19 protein-coding genes and 1 tRNA gene are annotated in these 14,786 nt (G+C 70.4%); 14 read left to right on the top strand and 6 right to left on the bottom strand.

Annotated features, from left to right (window positions below):
* On the bottom strand, positions 1-675 hold a 675-nt coding region (locus tag VP06_RS29840; RefSeq protein ID WP_048467445.1), incomplete at its 3' end, for an enoyl-CoA hydratase-related protein.
* Between the two features lie 247 nt (positions 676-922).
* Here VP06_RS29840 and VP06_RS29835 point away from each other — a divergent pair.
* The 5 genes from VP06_RS29835 (at position 923) to VP06_RS29815 (ending at position 6,026) form a co-directional block, all read left to right on the top strand.
* Positions 923-2,080 (top strand): ABC transporter substrate-binding protein, encoded by a 1,158-nt coding sequence (locus VP06_RS29835; RefSeq protein ID WP_048467444.1) that lies wholly within the window; start codon positions 923-925, stop codon positions 2,078-2,080.
* Between the two features lie 273 nt (positions 2,081-2,353).
* The gene (locus VP06_RS29830) at positions 2,354-3,391 is read left to right on the top strand and encodes a branched-chain amino acid ABC transporter permease (protein WP_048467443.1); all 1,038 of its coding nucleotides are present in this window, start codon (positions 2,354-2,356) and stop codon (positions 3,389-3,391) included.
* A 1-nt stretch (position 3,392) separates the two neighbouring features.
* Positions 3,393-5,156: a branched-chain amino acid ABC transporter ATP-binding protein/permease gene (locus VP06_RS29825; protein WP_048467442.1), complete on the top strand. Its 1,764-nt coding sequence runs from the start codon at positions 3,393-3,395 to the stop codon at positions 5,154-5,156.
* Complete coding sequence (locus tag VP06_RS29820) at positions 5,153-5,920, top strand: ABC transporter ATP-binding protein (RefSeq protein ID WP_048467441.1); 768 nt, start codon at positions 5,153-5,155, stop codon at positions 5,918-5,920. Before VP06_RS29825 ends, VP06_RS29820 begins: the two co-directional genes overlap by 4 nt.
* 30 nt (positions 5,921-5,950) lie before the next feature.
* Positions 5,951-6,026, top strand: a tRNA-Ile gene (locus VP06_RS29815).
* Positions 6,027-6,242: 216 nt separating this feature from the next.
* Here VP06_RS29815 and VP06_RS29810 read toward each other — a convergent pair.
* Positions 6,243-7,007, bottom strand: a complete 765-nt coding sequence (locus tag VP06_RS29810; RefSeq protein ID WP_245291369.1) for an abortive infection family protein — start codon at positions 7,005-7,007, stop codon at positions 6,243-6,245.
* Between the two features lie 37 nt (positions 7,008-7,044).
* Positions 7,045-7,527: a hypothetical protein gene (locus VP06_RS29805; protein ID WP_048467440.1), complete on the bottom strand. Its 483-nt coding sequence runs from the start codon at positions 7,525-7,527 to the stop codon at positions 7,045-7,047.
* A gap of 150 nt (positions 7,528-7,677) precedes the next feature.
* Between VP06_RS29805 and VP06_RS29800 the strand changes: the two genes are divergently transcribed.
* Both VP06_RS29800 and VP06_RS29795 read left to right on the top strand, forming a co-directional pair.
* Positions 7,678-8,205, top strand: coding sequence for a hypothetical protein (locus tag VP06_RS29800; protein WP_048467439.1), 528 nt, complete (start codon positions 7,678-7,680; stop codon positions 8,203-8,205).
* Positions 8,206-8,438: 233 nt separating this feature from the next.
* On the top strand, positions 8,439-8,732 hold the full coding sequence (locus VP06_RS29795; protein ID WP_048467438.1) for a hypothetical protein: 294 nt from the start codon (positions 8,439-8,441) through the stop codon (positions 8,730-8,732).
* Between the two features lie 160 nt (positions 8,733-8,892).
* Here VP06_RS29795 and VP06_RS29790 read toward each other — a convergent pair whose 3' ends face one another.
* Positions 8,893-9,465: a hypothetical protein gene (locus VP06_RS29790; protein ID WP_048467437.1), complete on the bottom strand. Its 573-nt coding sequence runs from the start codon at positions 9,463-9,465 to the stop codon at positions 8,893-8,895.
* Between the two features lie 159 nt (positions 9,466-9,624).
* Between VP06_RS29790 and VP06_RS36820 the strand changes: the two genes are divergently transcribed.
* From VP06_RS36820 to VP06_RS29780, 3 genes are all read left to right on the top strand, one after another.
* Entirely contained in the window at positions 9,625-9,795 is a 171-nt protein-coding gene (locus VP06_RS36820) for a hypothetical protein (protein WP_156295846.1), read from the top strand.
* A 257-nt stretch (positions 9,796-10,052) separates the two neighbouring features.
* Positions 10,053-10,370, top strand: coding sequence for a hypothetical protein (locus VP06_RS29785; RefSeq protein WP_048467436.1), 318 nt, complete (start codon positions 10,053-10,055; stop codon positions 10,368-10,370).
* A complete protein-coding gene (locus VP06_RS29780; protein ID WP_048467435.1) occupies positions 10,367-10,609 on the top strand; it encodes a hypothetical protein in 243 nt (80 codons plus the stop codon). Before VP06_RS29785 ends, VP06_RS29780 begins: the two co-directional genes overlap by 4 nt.
* Before the next feature lie 37 nt (positions 10,610-10,646).
* Here VP06_RS29780 and VP06_RS29775 read toward each other — a convergent pair whose 3' ends face one another.
* A complete protein-coding gene (locus VP06_RS29775) occupies positions 10,647-11,249 on the bottom strand; it encodes a metallophosphoesterase (RefSeq protein WP_048467434.1) in 603 nt (200 codons plus the stop codon).
* 567 nt (positions 11,250-11,816) lie between these two features.
* Between VP06_RS29775 and VP06_RS29770 the strand changes: the two genes are divergently transcribed.
* Together VP06_RS29770 and VP06_RS29765 are read left to right on the top strand one after the other, a co-directional pair.
* Positions 11,817-12,329 (top strand): DUF4365 domain-containing protein, encoded by a 513-nt coding sequence (locus tag VP06_RS29770; protein WP_048467433.1) that lies wholly within the window; start codon positions 11,817-11,819, stop codon positions 12,327-12,329.
* Entirely contained in the window at positions 12,326-13,474 is a 1,149-nt protein-coding gene (locus VP06_RS29765; protein ID WP_048467432.1) for a hypothetical protein, read from the top strand. Before VP06_RS29770 ends, VP06_RS29765 begins: the two co-directional genes overlap by 4 nt.
* Before the next feature lie 23 nt (positions 13,475-13,497).
* Here the strand turns inward: VP06_RS29765 and VP06_RS29760 are convergent, their stop codons facing one another.
* The gene (locus VP06_RS29760; RefSeq protein WP_082167700.1) at positions 13,498-13,803 is read right to left on the bottom strand and encodes a helix-turn-helix domain-containing protein; all 306 of its coding nucleotides are present in this window, start codon (positions 13,801-13,803) and stop codon (positions 13,498-13,500) included.
* Between the two features lie 151 nt (positions 13,804-13,954).
* Here VP06_RS29760 and VP06_RS33945 point away from each other — a divergent pair, with 151 nt between their 5' ends.
* Positions 13,955-14,488 carry a hypothetical protein gene (locus VP06_RS33945; RefSeq protein WP_053082093.1) on the top strand — a complete coding sequence of 178 codons (534 nt, stop codon included), beginning with the start codon at positions 13,955-13,957 and terminating at the stop codon, positions 14,486-14,488.
* 64 nt (positions 14,489-14,552) lie between these two features.
* Positions 14,553-14,786 (top strand): hypothetical protein (locus VP06_RS29750; RefSeq protein ID WP_210168133.1); only part of this gene is annotated, 234 nt, incomplete at its 3' end.

Here is a 14,786-nt window from a genome sequence, read left to right as displayed (position 1 = left end):
GGCGTCGAGGGCGCGGCGGATCAGGGCGAGCCCGTAGGTCGGCGCCTGCGCGAGCTGCGCGGCGAGGCGATGGGCCTCGGCCATCAAATCCGCGTCGTCGACCACCCGCCAGATCATGCCCCAGGTCTCGGCCTGCTCGGCGGTGATCGGCTCGGCCAGCAGCGCCATGCCGCGGGCCCGGGCCCGGCCGGCGAGGCGCGGCAAGAGCCAGGTGCCGCCGGCATCCGGGATCAGCCCGAGCTTGGCGAAAGCCTGGAGGAACTTGGCCGAGCGCGCGGCGAGCACGAGATCGCCGTGGAAGGCGAGGCTGGCGCCGGCCCCAGCCGCCACGCCGTTGACGGCGCAGATCAGCGGCATCGGCAGGTCGCGGATCTGGCGCACCAGCGGATTGTAGAAGGCATCGAGAGTGCGCGAGAGGTCCGGCTCCACGTCCGGCGCGAAGTTGCGCGCGGCGAGGTCCTGGCCGGCGCAGAAGCCGCGGCCGGCTCCGGTGAGGATCAGCGCCCGGCACTCCGGGTCGGCGGCGGCCTCGCTCAAGGCGCCGCGCAGGGCGAGATGCAGCGGCTCGGTGAAGGCGTTCAGCCGGTCCGGCCGGTTGAGGGTGAGCACGCGGTAGCCCGCGTGATGCGCGACCAGCACCAGGGTCTCGCTCGTCTCGTGGCTTGCCTGACTCATTGGGCGTGCCCTCCCGTCCCGCCGTGTCGGACCGCCTCGTGGGAGCCGCCGGCGCGATCTATTGACCAACCGGACGGTAAATTATAAAGCTGTGCGGGCGAAGTCAAACGCGCGACGCCGCTAGCCGAACGCCAGGGTAGACGGACGCCGCGCGGGATTGCAAAGCACGAACGGACGGGTCCAACGAGGCCCGCGATGCCGGTGACCGGACCTGAACCGGCACGGCTCCGAAGGGGAGGACATAACCATGAGGCGCATCGTCTGGACGCTCGCCCTCGCCGGCACCGTTCTGGCCGGCCCATCGCTGGCGCAGCCGATCAAGATCGGCGTGACCATCGCCAAGACCGGACCCGCGGCCTCCCTCGGAATCCCGCAGGCCAACACCATGACGCTGCTGCCGACCGAGATCGGCGGCCAGACGGTGGAGTGGATCGTCCTCGACGACGCGACCGACACGACGAAGGGCGTCGCCAATGCCCGCAAGCTGGCGAGCGACGACAAGGTCGACGCCATCGTCGGCTCGTCGGTGACGCCGGTCTCGCTCGCGATGGTCGAGGTCGCGGCCGAGGCCAAGGTGCCGATGATCAGCCTGGCCGCCTCCTCCAAGATCGTCGCCCCGATGGACGACAAGCGCCGCTGGGTGTTCAAGGCGCCGCAGAACGACGCCCTGATGGCCGAGGCGATCGCCACCCACATGGCCAAGGCCGGCGTGAAGTCGGTCGGCTTCATCGGCTTCAACGACGCCTATGGCGACGGCTGGCTCGCCGAGATCACCCCGCGGCTGGAGGCCAAGGGCATCAAGCTCGCCGCGAGCGAGCGCTACGCCCGGACCGATACCAGCGTCACCGGCCAGGTGCTGAAGGTGATGGCGGCGCGTCCCGACGCGGTGCTGATCGCCGGCTCGGGCACTCCCGCCGCCCTGCCGCAGAAGACGCTCAAGGAGCGCGGCTACGCCGGCAAGTATTACCAGACCCACGGCGTCGCCAATGCCGACTTCCTGCGCGTCGGCGGCAAGGACCTGGAAGGCACGGTGCTGCCGGCCGGCCCGCTGCTGGTCGCCGAGCAACTCCCCGAATCGAACCCGGTGCGCAAGGTCGCCCTCGATTACACCCGGGCCTACGAGGCGAAGTTCGGCGCGGGCTCGCTCGCGACCTTCGGCGGCCACGCCTACGACGCCGAGGTGCTGTTGGCGAACGCGATTCCGGTCGCGCTCAAGACCGCCAAGCCCGGCACGCCGGCCTTCCGTTCGGCACTGCGCGACGCGCTCGAAGGATTGAAGGACGTCGTCTACACCAACGGCGTCGTCACCATGACTCCCACGGACCATGTCGGGCAGGACGACCGCGCCCGCGTGATGGTGACGATCGAGAACGGCCGCTGGAAGCTGGTGTCGGCGACGAATTGAGGGTTGGGGCCGCGTCAAGCGCCCCAGCAATGCTTTCTCGCTCCACCTCATCCTGAGATGTCAGTCCACTTTCGATGGGCTGACCTTCAAAGGAGGGCTCCGGATATCTCTGCGATCACCGGAACCCTGCTTCGAGGCTCGTTTCACCCGCACCTCAGGATGAGGTCACGGGTGGAATGGATATAAGAACGACAACAATCCCCAAGACGCCCAGGCCCCAAGACGCCCAGGCCCTAAGACGCCCAGGCCCCAAGACGCCCAGGACATGCCTCCGTGGACGCCACGATCCTCCTTCTCCTCCTCCAGGACGGCGTCGTGAACGGCGCGATCTACGCGCTGATCGCCCTGTCGCTGGTCCTGGTCTTCACCGTCACCCGGGTCATCCTGATCCCGCAGGGCGAGTTCGTCGCCTACGGGGCGCTGACGCTCGCGAGCCTGGAGGCCGGCACGCTGCCGGGCACGGTCCCGCTCCTTCTCGGCCTCGGCGGGCTCGCCTTCCTGGCCGATTGCGCCGAGGCGCGCCACAGCCTCGACGGGCGGACGCTCTTGCGCCTCGGGCTCCGGGACCTCGTCCTGCCGGCCCTCGTCGCCGCGGCGGCCTGGATTCTCGCGCCGATGAAGCCGGGGCTGCTGATCGAGATCCTGGTCACCCTCGCGATCGTGACGCCGATGGGCGGCTTCCTCTACGCGGTGGCGTTCCGGCCGCTGGCCCATGCCTCGGTGCTGGTGCTGCTGATCGCCTCGGTCGGCGTGCACCTGGCGCTGACGGGGCTCGGCCTCGTCTTCTTCGGCGCGGAAGGCTCGCGCACCCCGCCCCTGTCGGAGGCGTCGTTCCCGGCCGGCCCCCTGCTGGTCAGCGGGCAGTCGCTGTGGATGATCGGCTTGACGCTCGCGATCATCGTCGCGCTCTGGCTGTTCTTCTCGCGCACGCTGCTCGGCAAGGCCCTCATCGCCACGGCGGTGAACCGCCTCGGCGCCCGGCTGATGGGCATCGCGCCCTCGCTGGCCGGGCGGCTCAGCGTCTCGGTCGCGGCCTTCATCGGGGCGCTGTCGGGCGTGCTGATCGCGCCGCTCACCACGGTCTATTACGACACCGGCTTCCTGATCGGCCTCAAGGGCTTCGTCGCGGCGATCATCGCGGGCCTGGCGAGCTACCCGGCGGCGGCGGCGGCGGCGATCCTCGTCGGCATCATCGAATCCATCGCCTCGTTCGAGGCCAGCGCCTTCAAGGAGGTGATCGTGTTCATGGCGATCATCCCGGTCCTGCTCTGGCGCTCCCTGCGCTCGGCCCCGATCGAGGACGAGGAGTAAGATGCCCACCCGTCTGCTGGCCGGGCTCGGCGCCCTGCTGATCGTCGCCCTCCCTGTCCTGCCCGGCGTGCCGCCGTTCTGGCTCACGCTGCTGACCTATGCGGGCCTCTCCGCCATCGTGGTCACGGGCCTCGTGGTGCTGACCGGCGTCGCCGGCATCACCTCGTTCGGGCAGGCGATGTTCGTCGGCCTCAGCGCCTATGCCACGGCGCTCCTCACCACGCAGGGCGGGCTCTCGCCCTGGCTCTCGCTGCCGGTGGCGTTGCTCCTGTCGGCCGGCGCCGCCTGGATCGTCGGCGCGATCACGCTCCGTCTGTCGGGCCATTACCTGCCGCTCGGCACGATCGCCTGGAACATCTCGTTCTTCTACGTGCTGGGCAACACCGACGCGCTCGGCCGCTACGACGGGCTGACCGGCCTGCCGCCGATCACGATCCTCGGCCATCCGATCCTGGGCGGGGGCGAGGCGCTGCTGCTGACCTGGGGCTTCTTGGGCGTGTGCCTGTGGCTCACCCACCGCCTCTTGCGCTCGCGCACCGGCCGGGCGATCCGGGCGCTGAAAGGCGGCGTCGTGGCGGCGGAATCCTTCGGGGTCGACACCGCGCGGGTGAAGATCGTCGCCTTCGTCTACGCGGCCTTGCTGGCGGCCCTGTCGGGCTGGCTCTATGCCCATATCCAGCGCGCCATCAACCCGACGCCGTTCGGCATCAATGCGGGCATCGAGTACCTGCTGATGGCGGTGATCGGCGGGGCTGGCGCGATCGGCGGCGGCGTCTTCGGCGCCGTGCTGGTGACGGTGCTCAAGGACCAGCTCCAGAACGTGCTGCCGCTGGTCTTCGGGGCCCAAGGCAATTTCGAGGCGATCGTGTTCGGGATCCTGCTGGTGCTGATGCTCCAGCGCGCCCCGGACGGGCTGTGGCCGCTGATCGTGCGCCGCTCCGTCGCGGCTCCGCCCGCGCGCGGGCCCGCCGCGCAGCCCCTGGCCTCGCGCCCGGCTGCCAGCCCCGGGACGATGCTGCTGGAGGCCGCGAGCCTCAGAAAGACCTTCGGCGGCCTCGTCGCGGTCAACGACATCGGCTTTACGGTCGCAGCCGGCGAGGTGGTGGCGCTGATCGGGCCGAACGGCGCCGGCAAGAGCACCACCTTCAACCTCGTCACGGGTGTGGCCCGCCTCAGCGCCGGGGCGGTCCGCCTCGCCGGCCGGGACGTCACCGGCCTGCCGGCCCGGCGCATCGCCCGGCTCGGCTGCGCCCGCACCTTCCAGCACGTCAAGCTCGTGGCCGGCATGTCGGTGATCGAGAACGTGGCGCTCGGGGCCCATCTGCGCGGCTCGGCCGGTCCTGTCCGCGGCGCGCTCGGGCTCGATGCGGCGGAGGAGGCCGCCCTCTTCGCCGAGGCCGACAGGCAGCTCGCCCGGGTGGGCCTGTCGGCCTGCCGCGACCTGCCGGCGGGCGGCTTGGCGCTCGGCCAGCAGCGCATCGTCGAGATCGCCCGGGCGCTGTGCCTCGGGCCCCAGCTCCTCCTCCTCGACGAGCCGGCCGCAGGGCTTCGCCACCAGGAGAAGCAGGCTCTGGGGGACCTGCTGCGCCGCCTGCGTCAGGAGGGCTTGGGCATCCTCCTGGTCGAGCACGACATGGACTTCGTGATGGGGCTCGCCGACCGGCTGGTGGTGATGAATTTCGGCGCCAAGCTGTGCGAGGGGGCGCCGGCCACCGTGCGCCGCGACCCCGCCGTGATCGAGGCCTATCTGGGGAGCGCCGCATGACGCAGCCGATGCTCGAGGCCGAGACCCTCTCGGTCGCCTACGGCAGGGTCGAGGCCGTGCGCGGCGTCTCGCTGACGGTCGCGCCGGGGCGGCTCGTGACAGTGCTGGGTGCCAACGGCGCCGGCAAGACGACGCTCCTGAACGCCCTGATGGGGGTGCTGCCGGCCCGCGGCCGGATCCTGTTCGAGGGCCGCGACCTGACGCGGCTGCCGATCGAGGCGCGGGTGGCGCAGGGCCTGAGCCTGATCCCCGAGCGCCGCGAACTGTTCGCGACCATGAGCGTCGAGGACAACCTGAAGCTCGGCGCCTTCCGGTTCCGCCACACGGCACGGGGCAAGGACGGCGGCGGCGACCTCGGCGAGATGTACCGGCTCTTCCCCCGCCTCGCCGAGCGCCGGCGCCAGCAGGCCGGCACGCTCTCGGGCGGCGAGCGCCAGATGCTCGCCATGGCCCGCGCCCTGATGGGCCGCCCCCGCCTCCTGATGCTCGACGAGCCGAGCCTCGGCCTCGCGCCGCTGATCGTCGCCGAGGTGATGCGGATGGTGGCGCGCCTGCGCGACGAAGGCGTGGCGATCCTCCTTGTCGAGCAGAACGCCCGCGCGGCGCTCCAGATCGCCGATCACGGCTACGTCCTCGACGGCGGCAGCGTGGTGCTCCAGGGCGACAGCCGCACCCTGCAAGGCGACGCACGGGTGGTCGAGACCTATCTCGGCAGCCTCTCGGTCGACGAGGCCCTGCCCGGCCGCACAGCCTCTGGACGCTGACCCGGGTTTCTCCTAAAGCTCGAAGGGCCGGGGCCTGTAGCTCAATGGTTAGAGCCGACCGCTCATAACGGTCTGGTTGCAGGTTCGAGTCCTGCCGGGCCCACCATCATTTCCCTCTGTAGAACGCCGTCGGCGCCCCATCCCCAAAACCTACGGGGACAGATATGGGGACAGAAACGCGCCAAAACCCCGCCCGGAAGGCCCTCCGGCGGGGTGGTCGGCGACGCGGGCGCCGACGCGCGGCCGGCCCTTCGAGGCATCACGGAACCAGCCTGCCATCGGCCCCGTGGCCCGTTCTAGGGCACGCGCCCGACGGGTCACGTCAACTCTTGCCGCGCTCCTGGTAGGTCTCGACGAGGAAGGTGGCGACGGCCCCGGCCGCGTTGACCGCGAGGCTGGCGTGCCGCGGCGAAGGACGAACGCGGGGACGCTCGTCCGTCGGCGGGTCGTCGGCGTGCGCGTCGGAGAACCGGTTCCGGAGCGTGCCGAGCCCGTTCACGAGGTGCATGGCCCCGCCGAGGATGGCCTTGATCGGCACGTCTCGGTGCTGGTCCGGGGCCAGCCTCAGCCCGGTGGCGACGGCGCCGTAGAGCTTGGGCAGGTCGTCCTTCGAAGCGTAGCTGATGTCGAGCCCGTCGAGGATGTGCTTGCACACAGCCTCCAGCAGGGTGCGGGCAACCGTGATGGCGCCTTCGGGGTCGGCGGTCCGGCGCGCGAGGGCCTTGGTCCAGACTGCGTGGACCCCCTCGGCGTCGAACGACACAAGCGCGTCCCCCACCACCGCGTCGCCGGGGGCGCGGTTGCGGCCTTCTAGGTGATCCATCACCGGTGCGAAGGCATCGCGGATATACGTCCGCCGCTCCTCGTACCGGTCAAACCGCGGCTTGACGTGGGACCAGAAGGCCCCGAGGTCGCGGCAGGTCCGGACGAACTCCGGCATCAGCGGCTTGAGATCGGCTTCGGCGAGCACCTCGCGGCGCAGGTACTCGTAGGTGTGCCCGTCGGGCGAGCCGCCGGTCGCCCGCGAGATGAGGATGCCCTCCATCATCGCGACCTGCTCCATGCGGGTTTCGGGGATGTCGTCCACGCGTCGTACCTCCGGCTACGCCTAGCACTAGCGAGGTTTAGTTCGCCGGTCCTTGACCACGCCGGTCGGCGGCCTCCTCGTCCTCCAGCATCATGGCGACCCGGAGGGCCTCGGAGACCCGCTCGCGCTCCCTCGTACGCAGTGCGGAAACCTCGGCCTTGACCCGGTCTAGGTCGAGGTCGGGCGCACCTGGGATGGCGGCGATTCCCTTGCACCAGGCCTTGGCCCCGGCATGCGCCACGCGGGCGAGCAGGACCTCGCGGACCAAGTCGCCGGGTAGGTCCGAAGCAACGACAGTCTCACGGTACAGGCGCATGAGCTTCGCCTTGGCCGCCTCCCACCGCTCGAACGCCTCGTCGTACTCGGGCGTCGGGCGGCAGCCGACCGAGCCGTCGGGGAAGCGAACGGTGTTGCCGGGCTGGCGTAGCTCAAGCCGATTGTGGGCATCGGCGACCCGACGCTGGGCTTTCTCCAACAGGAAGGCCCGCTCGGCCGTCGCCAGGTTGGTCATCTCATTCATCGCGCGCCCTCCGCCACCGTCCTTGGGGATGGCGGCGAGGGGTTACCGCCGGATTTCCGGACGCCGGCGCCCAGCCGCCGTCCACAGGGACGGCGGCTGGTGGCTTTCGTGCCTCGGTGGGAGATTCGCTCGTCACCCCGGGAGAGCCCCGTGCGCATCGACGACCGCGACGACCAGGACCCCTTCATCAGCGACATGCTGGATGAGATCTACGCCGACAGCGACGACACGCCCCTGCCGCCCGGCGACTACGAGCCGGACAAGGACCTCACGCCCCCGGTCGATCCCGAGGTCGCATTCGACGAGATGCCGGTTCCGGCCATCGCCTTGCCCGAGGAGGTGCCGGAAGAGCCCGTGCAGTCCGGCGCCGCCGCGGCCGCCGCAGCCCGTCGGCAGGATGCCGCCCGAAAGCGCGTCGAGCGCGCCGCCCGTCGTCGCCAGGGCGTCCCGGACACCCGCACGGTCGACAGCGCCGTCGCTTGGGCGCTCGCTCGGGCGATGCGCGAGGCCGGCGTCCCCGCCCTAGTGCGGCGCGCCGGGACCGTGGAGGGGCTCACCGTCGAGATCGGCCCCGTCCTACGCTACGCGATGGAGGCCCTGCGGGCGCGGGGTGTCGATCCGGTCATGCGGCGCACGGTCATCGCCGGGAAGCTGCTCCCGGAGGCCGCCCAGGCGTAATCGGCTGGCTAAGCGCCGGCCAGCCGGACGGCGTCCAGCCAAGTATCCGTTTCAATCCCTAGAGGTAACGGGGCGCTCCTTTTTGAAGAGGCGCCCTTTATGTTAGCGCGTCCGGCCGAAGTCTTGCGCCCAGGACTTCATTCACCCTGCCCACACGAAACCGGGCGCCGACTCTTGGCACCGATTCGGGGAGCTGCGATCCCTGGGCACACGCAACGACGGAGGCCGCCCTGATGACGCACTATCACACCAGCGCCCACCAGGTCGGCGCGTCCTTCGAGACCGCCGCCTATTCCTTCGCCGGGGCTCTCGGCACCGCTCTCATCACTGCCAAGTTCGCTCGCGCCGAGCGCGACGCCGAGACCGCGGACGAGTGGCGCGCCGTCGCCGCCCGCGTTCGCGCCGGACGTGTTGCAGCGGCCCGTGCCAGGCAAGCGGACGCGTCCCGCGCCGAAGCCGCTCAGCGTGCCGACGACGAGCAGCGCCTGCGCATCCTGGCGCTTCGGGCGCGTGCCGCCGCGGCATGAGCGAATGCCATCGTGGCATCACGGGATGTCAGCCCAGGTGCGCGCAGTAAGAGTCAACCGTCTCAAGCAAGTCATACCGAGCCAAACTGCGTATTTCGAAAATAAATAAGCCCGCCTCGGTCTCCCGGGGCGGGCTTGCTGGTTTCGGGCGGGCGCTCGATCAGGCGGCGGCGAAGGCCGGCGCCGGCCGGTGGGACGCGTCTCGACGTCCGCGCTGCGGCTCGGCGTCCGGACGCGTCCGCGGCTTCGCCGCCGCGGCGAGGCGCCCCTTCTCCTCAGCCTGCCATTCCGCCACTGTGATCGGCCGGGGCAGCGCGGCGAGCGGCCGGTCGCCGAGCAGGTGCGCCCCGACATGGCGGTGCTCCATCGACGCCAACCGGAGGGCCTGCTCCGGTGTCAGCCGGTCGAGGTAGCGCCGCGCCGCATCGTCGAGGCATGCCGTTGCCTCAGAAGCCTGCCCCGGGAGCGGGGCGAGATGGGCGACGGCGGCGCGCCCCCAGGCCTCGTGGACGTCGGCCGGCGCGCCGACGGGCTTGGCCTGCGCCGCCACGTCCTCCTGCGCGGCGGCCTCTATCTCGGCCATCGCCTCGGCCTGGGCATCGGCGACCGCGGGCGGCGGGGCAGTGATGGCCCGGGCGACCCACCGCGCACCGTCCCAGATAAGACGCGGGGCGGCGGCCATGGCCGCGAGGGCGGCCCTCATGGCGAGGGCGAAGAAGCGCATCAGGCGCATGGGTGGTTCCTCCTTCGGAAGTGACCCCGGCAGGGTGCGCCCGCGCGACGAAAGCCACACGGCCCGGGGGGCCTGGCGGGATGCCGCGCGAATCGTACCATTCACCTATGCGGTCGGCCCTGCCGACCGCCCATCCGCCGCACGGGAGACCTCGGCATCATGCGTCCCACCGCCCCCATCCTCTCGCGTCCCGCCCACCACCTCGAACAGGCCGAGCGCGAGCGCATCGCCGACGCGCTCCACGCCGCCGGCGCTACGCCGGTCGTGCATGCCCGCATCGCGGCACCATACGACGAGTACCCGCATCCGGAGCTCGACCTCGTCATCTAGGCCGACTGGCGCAGCACCCGCCCGATCAAGGAGGCCTGGGTCAACTGGGCCCTGGAGAACGACATCGACATCGAGGGGAAGATCGAGGTCCGCCTCTTCTACACGAATGCGCTGCCCGAGGGTCGCAAGCGCCGCGAGCGCGAGGGCCTCAGCGGCTTCCAGGTCGACCTCGCGCAGGTGCTCCTGGAGCGCGACCTCGCGGTCCTCGACGCCGACGACCGCGCCCTCGGCCTGACCATCTGACGGGGGGCACGGACATGAACGACAACAACCTCATCGTCATCCACGACCTCGCCGCCCGCCGCGCGTCCCTGGGCGCTCTGCCCGCCATCCAGGTCCTGCGGGCCGCCCGAACCGAGGCCGATGCCAAGCTCGCCGCGGCCTCCATAGCTGGAGCCTGCACGCGACCGCGCCCGGCCTGGTACCGCGAGGACCGGCCGGGCGACGCCTACCTGGGAACGCTCGCGAGCGGCGAGGTCCTGGCGTGGGCCTGCGGCACGCCCGGCGAGCCCCTGGAGCTCATCGCCTGGATCACGGAGTGGTCTGGCTCGTGCGTCTGGAGGACGGAGGCGTGACGCCCGATCTGCTCGCCGCCGCCGGCGAGGCGTTGTTCGGTTCCGAGTGGCGCCGCCCCCTTGCGTCCGCCCTCGACGTCGACGCACGCCTCATGCAGCGGTGGGCCGCCGGGCAGAGGGGCATCCCAGACACGGTGGCGCCGGCGCTGCTCGCTTTGCTCGAAAGGGAGGCGTCGCCGCTAGAGGCGCGGGCCCTGGCCCTGCGCCGGGCGGCCGCCGCCATCGCGGAAGCGGAATAGAGAAGGGCCCCAGGACGCTCCCCGGGGCCCTTCGCGTTTAGGCCTCCTCGGCCTCCCGCTCTGCCTTCGCGGCTTCCTCCGCGATCCGACGCTCCTCGTCGGTCTCGGGCGTCTCCGCCATGCGCTCGCGGATCTCGGCGAGGGACACTGGGCGGTACCCCCAGGCGTCGACGCCGACGTCGAGGGAGCGGGACGTGCCCGGCAGCTTGCCGTGCGAGTGCCCGTAAACGTGGAGCGCGCCGCGCCACGAGCCGTTCCAGGTCCGCAAGCCATAGTGGCAGAGGACGATGCGGACCCGGTCGACGAAGATCGTCCGCAGGTCGGCAGGCGGGGACGCCCAAGGAAGCTGCACGTGACGGTCGCCGTCGTGGTTGCCGATGATGAGATGCAGCTTCCCGTTGAGCCGCGAAAACAACTCCTGGCAACGCTCGGCGCTGGAGTTCATGGCGAAGTCGCCCAAGTGGAAGACGTCGTGCCCCGGCCGGACACGCGAGTTCCAGGCGTGCACCAGGTCGTCGTCGTGGCGGGCGATGTCGTCCCAGGGGCGGTTCTCCATCTTGAGGATCCCGCGGTGCCCGAAGTGGGTGTCGGCGGTGAACCAGGTGGTCGAACCGGCGAAGTGGTTATGCTTGGTCTTCATGAAGGCAGCCTCCGTAGCGGGGGCTGCCGCGCACGGTCACGCCCCGGGGGTGGTCTCGCTGGTGCGGGGGTGGCGTATGCGTTTCACGGCAGGCCTCGTGGGGCGTCGGTGAGCGAGGGATCGCAGCTCGCGTCGGGGGCGGCAAGCGCCGTCTAAGGGCGTGGTTACGTTTTCCCTGGCCCGATGGCCTGGACACTAGAGCACGCGGATTTCGCCTTGCGTCCTACCCCTGGAACCCACACCTTAGTTCTCTATTTGTTCTCGAAAGGAGAGGAGCAATGTTGAGCTTGGACGACATCGTGGCAGCAGCCGCCGGAGAGGAACGGGACGCATTGCGACGCGCCATGGCCGAGGATCTGGGGTCGTCCGTCGCGGCGCGCCGGGGTGTACCTGGCTTCGTGCGAGCAACGCGTCCGGCCGACGTGGCGCGGGCCCTCGGGCCACGACGCCGGGCGGCCCGCCGGATTTCCGGCGCAGGGTATTAGAACCGACCCGACAGCCCCTGGACTCCCTCACCTTGGCCTGTGAGAACCTCAGGTCTGGGCACGAGTAGAAGGCCGGGCGGGCTTGATCACCCTGGAGCATGCGCAGGAGGCCATCTCAAACGCCTACGTCCATGCCCTCGCCGGCGCGGCCGGGCTGAACCTCGGCGCGCGTACGACCTTCGACTACGGCATCGACGGGACGTTCCATCCGGTCAAGAATGTCGGAGGAAAACTGGTCCAGTCAGCCTTCCCGGTCGAGTTCCAGATGAAGGCCACGACGGTGTGGCGCCACGAGGCCGACCACGTCGTTTACGACCTATCTGCTAGGGCGCACCAGATCCTCACGGACCGGGAAAGGGGTCAGGCAATGGCCATCCTCATCCTGCTCTGCATGCCCCCCGAGGCCGTCGACTGGGTCGTCGGGTCTGAGGAACACCTACACCTCCGGCGATGCTGCTACTGGTACCGTCCGCCGGGGCCGCCGACGACGAATGCGTCGAGCGTTCGCATCCGTATCCCGAGATCTCAGGTTCTCACGGCGGATAGCCTCAGAGAGATCATGGCGACCGCCCGCGCAGAGGCGCTGGCGCTATGACAGCGCCGGTCGACATCATCGAGGGCGTGCCTCTAGGCTCCCTCAAGCGCTACCTGGCCAAAACCGGCTGGAGGCGTTCCGTCCTCCGGGATGGTGCCGTCCTGTTCGCGAAGGGCGATGGGGATCAGGTCGAGATCTTCTTGCCCGCCACCCCGCAGGTCCGTGATCTGCGAGAAAAGCTCACCTCCGCGCTGGTGACCCTCACAGCCATGGAGGAGCGACCGTTCGACGTCGTCGCCGCGGCCATCCGTGCGATCTCCTATGACCTCGTCCGCTCGCGCCTGCCGGTCTCGCCCATTCGGCAGGACACCATCCGGCTCGGCACGGCAGAGGCGTTCATCCGGCGGATGCACGGGACGCTCGAAGCGGTAGCCCATGCCGAGCTGCACGTAGGCCCATTCTACCAGCGCGTCAGCACCGTGGCCCAGCGGTACGCCGACGACTGTCGGTTCGGACATACCTTCCGGGGCAGCTTCGGCTTCACCGTCGAGTCCCCGTGCGGCTCCAGAACGCTCGATGACGGCGAGGTGGAGACACTGGCGCTTGGCGGGGAGCTCGGTGCGCTTCCCCTGGAACGTCGCGCGGTCCAGCGCCTGGCTCGGGGCCTGCGCACGGTCGAGGCAGCCATCGAGCAGGAGGACCCGGCTTTGATCGCGCAAGGCTACCAGACCGGCCTCAACGCTAACGCCGTCGAAGAGCTCACCGCCCTGGTCTCCGAGCCGCAGGTCGCCAAGGTGCACTTCCAGGTGCTATTCTCGCCGGAATGGGGTGTGCCCCCCGACCTTGGTGACGCGCCGGCGGTGACCCTTGGCCAAGCGCGGGGCGTGGCCGTTCTGCAGGAGGCGGCCCGGGTTCTCCGCGCCGTCGACTATGAGCGGCGCAGAACCATCGTCGGGCGGGTGCGGACGCTCCACTCGATGGACACCCCGGCCGACCTCTACAGTATCTCCGGATTGCAGGACGTCATCGTCGAGTGGCAGAGCGAGGAATTCGGCACCCGGAACGTCAGGGTGTCCCTCGGCCCCGAGGAGTACCTGCAGGCTGTGGAGGCGCACACGGAAGGGCGTCTCATCTCGGTCTACGGTGAGCTCGACCGGACGCGGCAGTGGCGGCTCGAAAACGCCCGCGACTTCAGGCTGCTCTAGAGCGCCCGCCCATAGACAGGGGACTACCAGCGCGGCCGCGGCGGGCCCCGGCGGGCGTTGCGCTCGTCTTCCTCGGCCTGCTCACGCAGGAGCTCGTCGAGCGTCGGGGGATGCTCCCGGGCCCGCGCCATAGCGAAGTCGAGGCCGACGACGTTCATCATGCGCAGCACCGCGGAGAACGCCATGTCGGGGTTGCGCCCGTTCTCAAAGGCGACGACCCGGGTCCTGCTGGAGCCGATGGCGACGGCCACCTGGCCCTGCGTCAGGCCTCGGGCGAGACGGGCCTCCTTAATACTTATTCCGAGTTCGACGATATCGATTTGACTCATATAGACGACACCATCTTCGGCGCTCAGAGCGCGGGGGCGAACCGAGGTGTCGTTTAAGACACTCCACCGAGGCCCCAGGATGCCTCGGTCGGTCGAAAGCGACCAATCCCGTTAACCACGTCCACCCTGGTCCCGTGGTATGCCGGGGGGCATGGAGATCTCGCTTCAATACGTGTCGCCGGACCGCTGGCGCCGGCCGAAGACCTGGACCGCCGTCGGGCTCGTCGGCCGCCTCGCGCTGGCATACGACCCCGAGCGCCGCCCTTACCTGATCGGCGAGGGCGAGCCGCAGCCGCTTGACCCGGTCGAGGTCAACGCAGCCTTGGCGGACGCCGTCGACCGCGCGGCGGACCGGCTCTGGCCGGGCGGGTGGACCACGGCATTCGCCGAGGCGTTCGCCATCGACCGCCGGGGCCTGTCCATGAGCCGTCTCGCCCGCCAGGGCCTGCCGCCGTCCGTGCTGCTCGCGCTCGCGCAGACGACGGACTCCCACGCGCCCGAGGCCCTGGGCGGCCTCCTGCTCGCGCTGGCGCGGTACGCGACCAAGGCCGCGGAGGGCTCGCATCCGCGCGCGCAGTTCGAGGAGACCATCGAGACCGCAAGGAATGCCATCGAGATCCTGATGGTCGCCCGGCGGGAAAAGTCGGCTTGGCGGGACGCGGTGACAGGGGTCATTAAGGAATAGGAGCTAGAACCATCGGCTCCGCGCTCGAAGGGGTCCCCCTCGGCGCTGCACGATGGAGCACTCCATGACGACCGACGCCCTCGACGGGGCGGAGGCCTACAGCGCGCACGCGATCATGCGTGGCGTCTGCCCGGCCCCGACACGCGCCGACCCCCACCCCTTCGAACCCCTGGTGCGCTATGTCCTGGCGCGCTGGCCGCGCAGCCCGCGTCGCGACGCCCCGACGGCAGACCTGCACTGGGACGAGGCCCTGCCCGAGCTCGCCGGGTCAGCCTGCACGACGGTCTACGACTTGGTG

Origin of the sequence: Methylobacterium aquaticum, assembly GCF_001043915.1 — a bacterium.
In the GTDB taxonomy this organism is placed as follows: domain Bacteria; phylum Pseudomonadota; class Alphaproteobacteria; order Rhizobiales; family Beijerinckiaceae; genus Methylobacterium; species Methylobacterium aquaticum.
The sequence above is the reverse complement of the archived record's forward strand: the minus strand, read 5'-3'. Positions and strand labels throughout refer to the sequence as shown.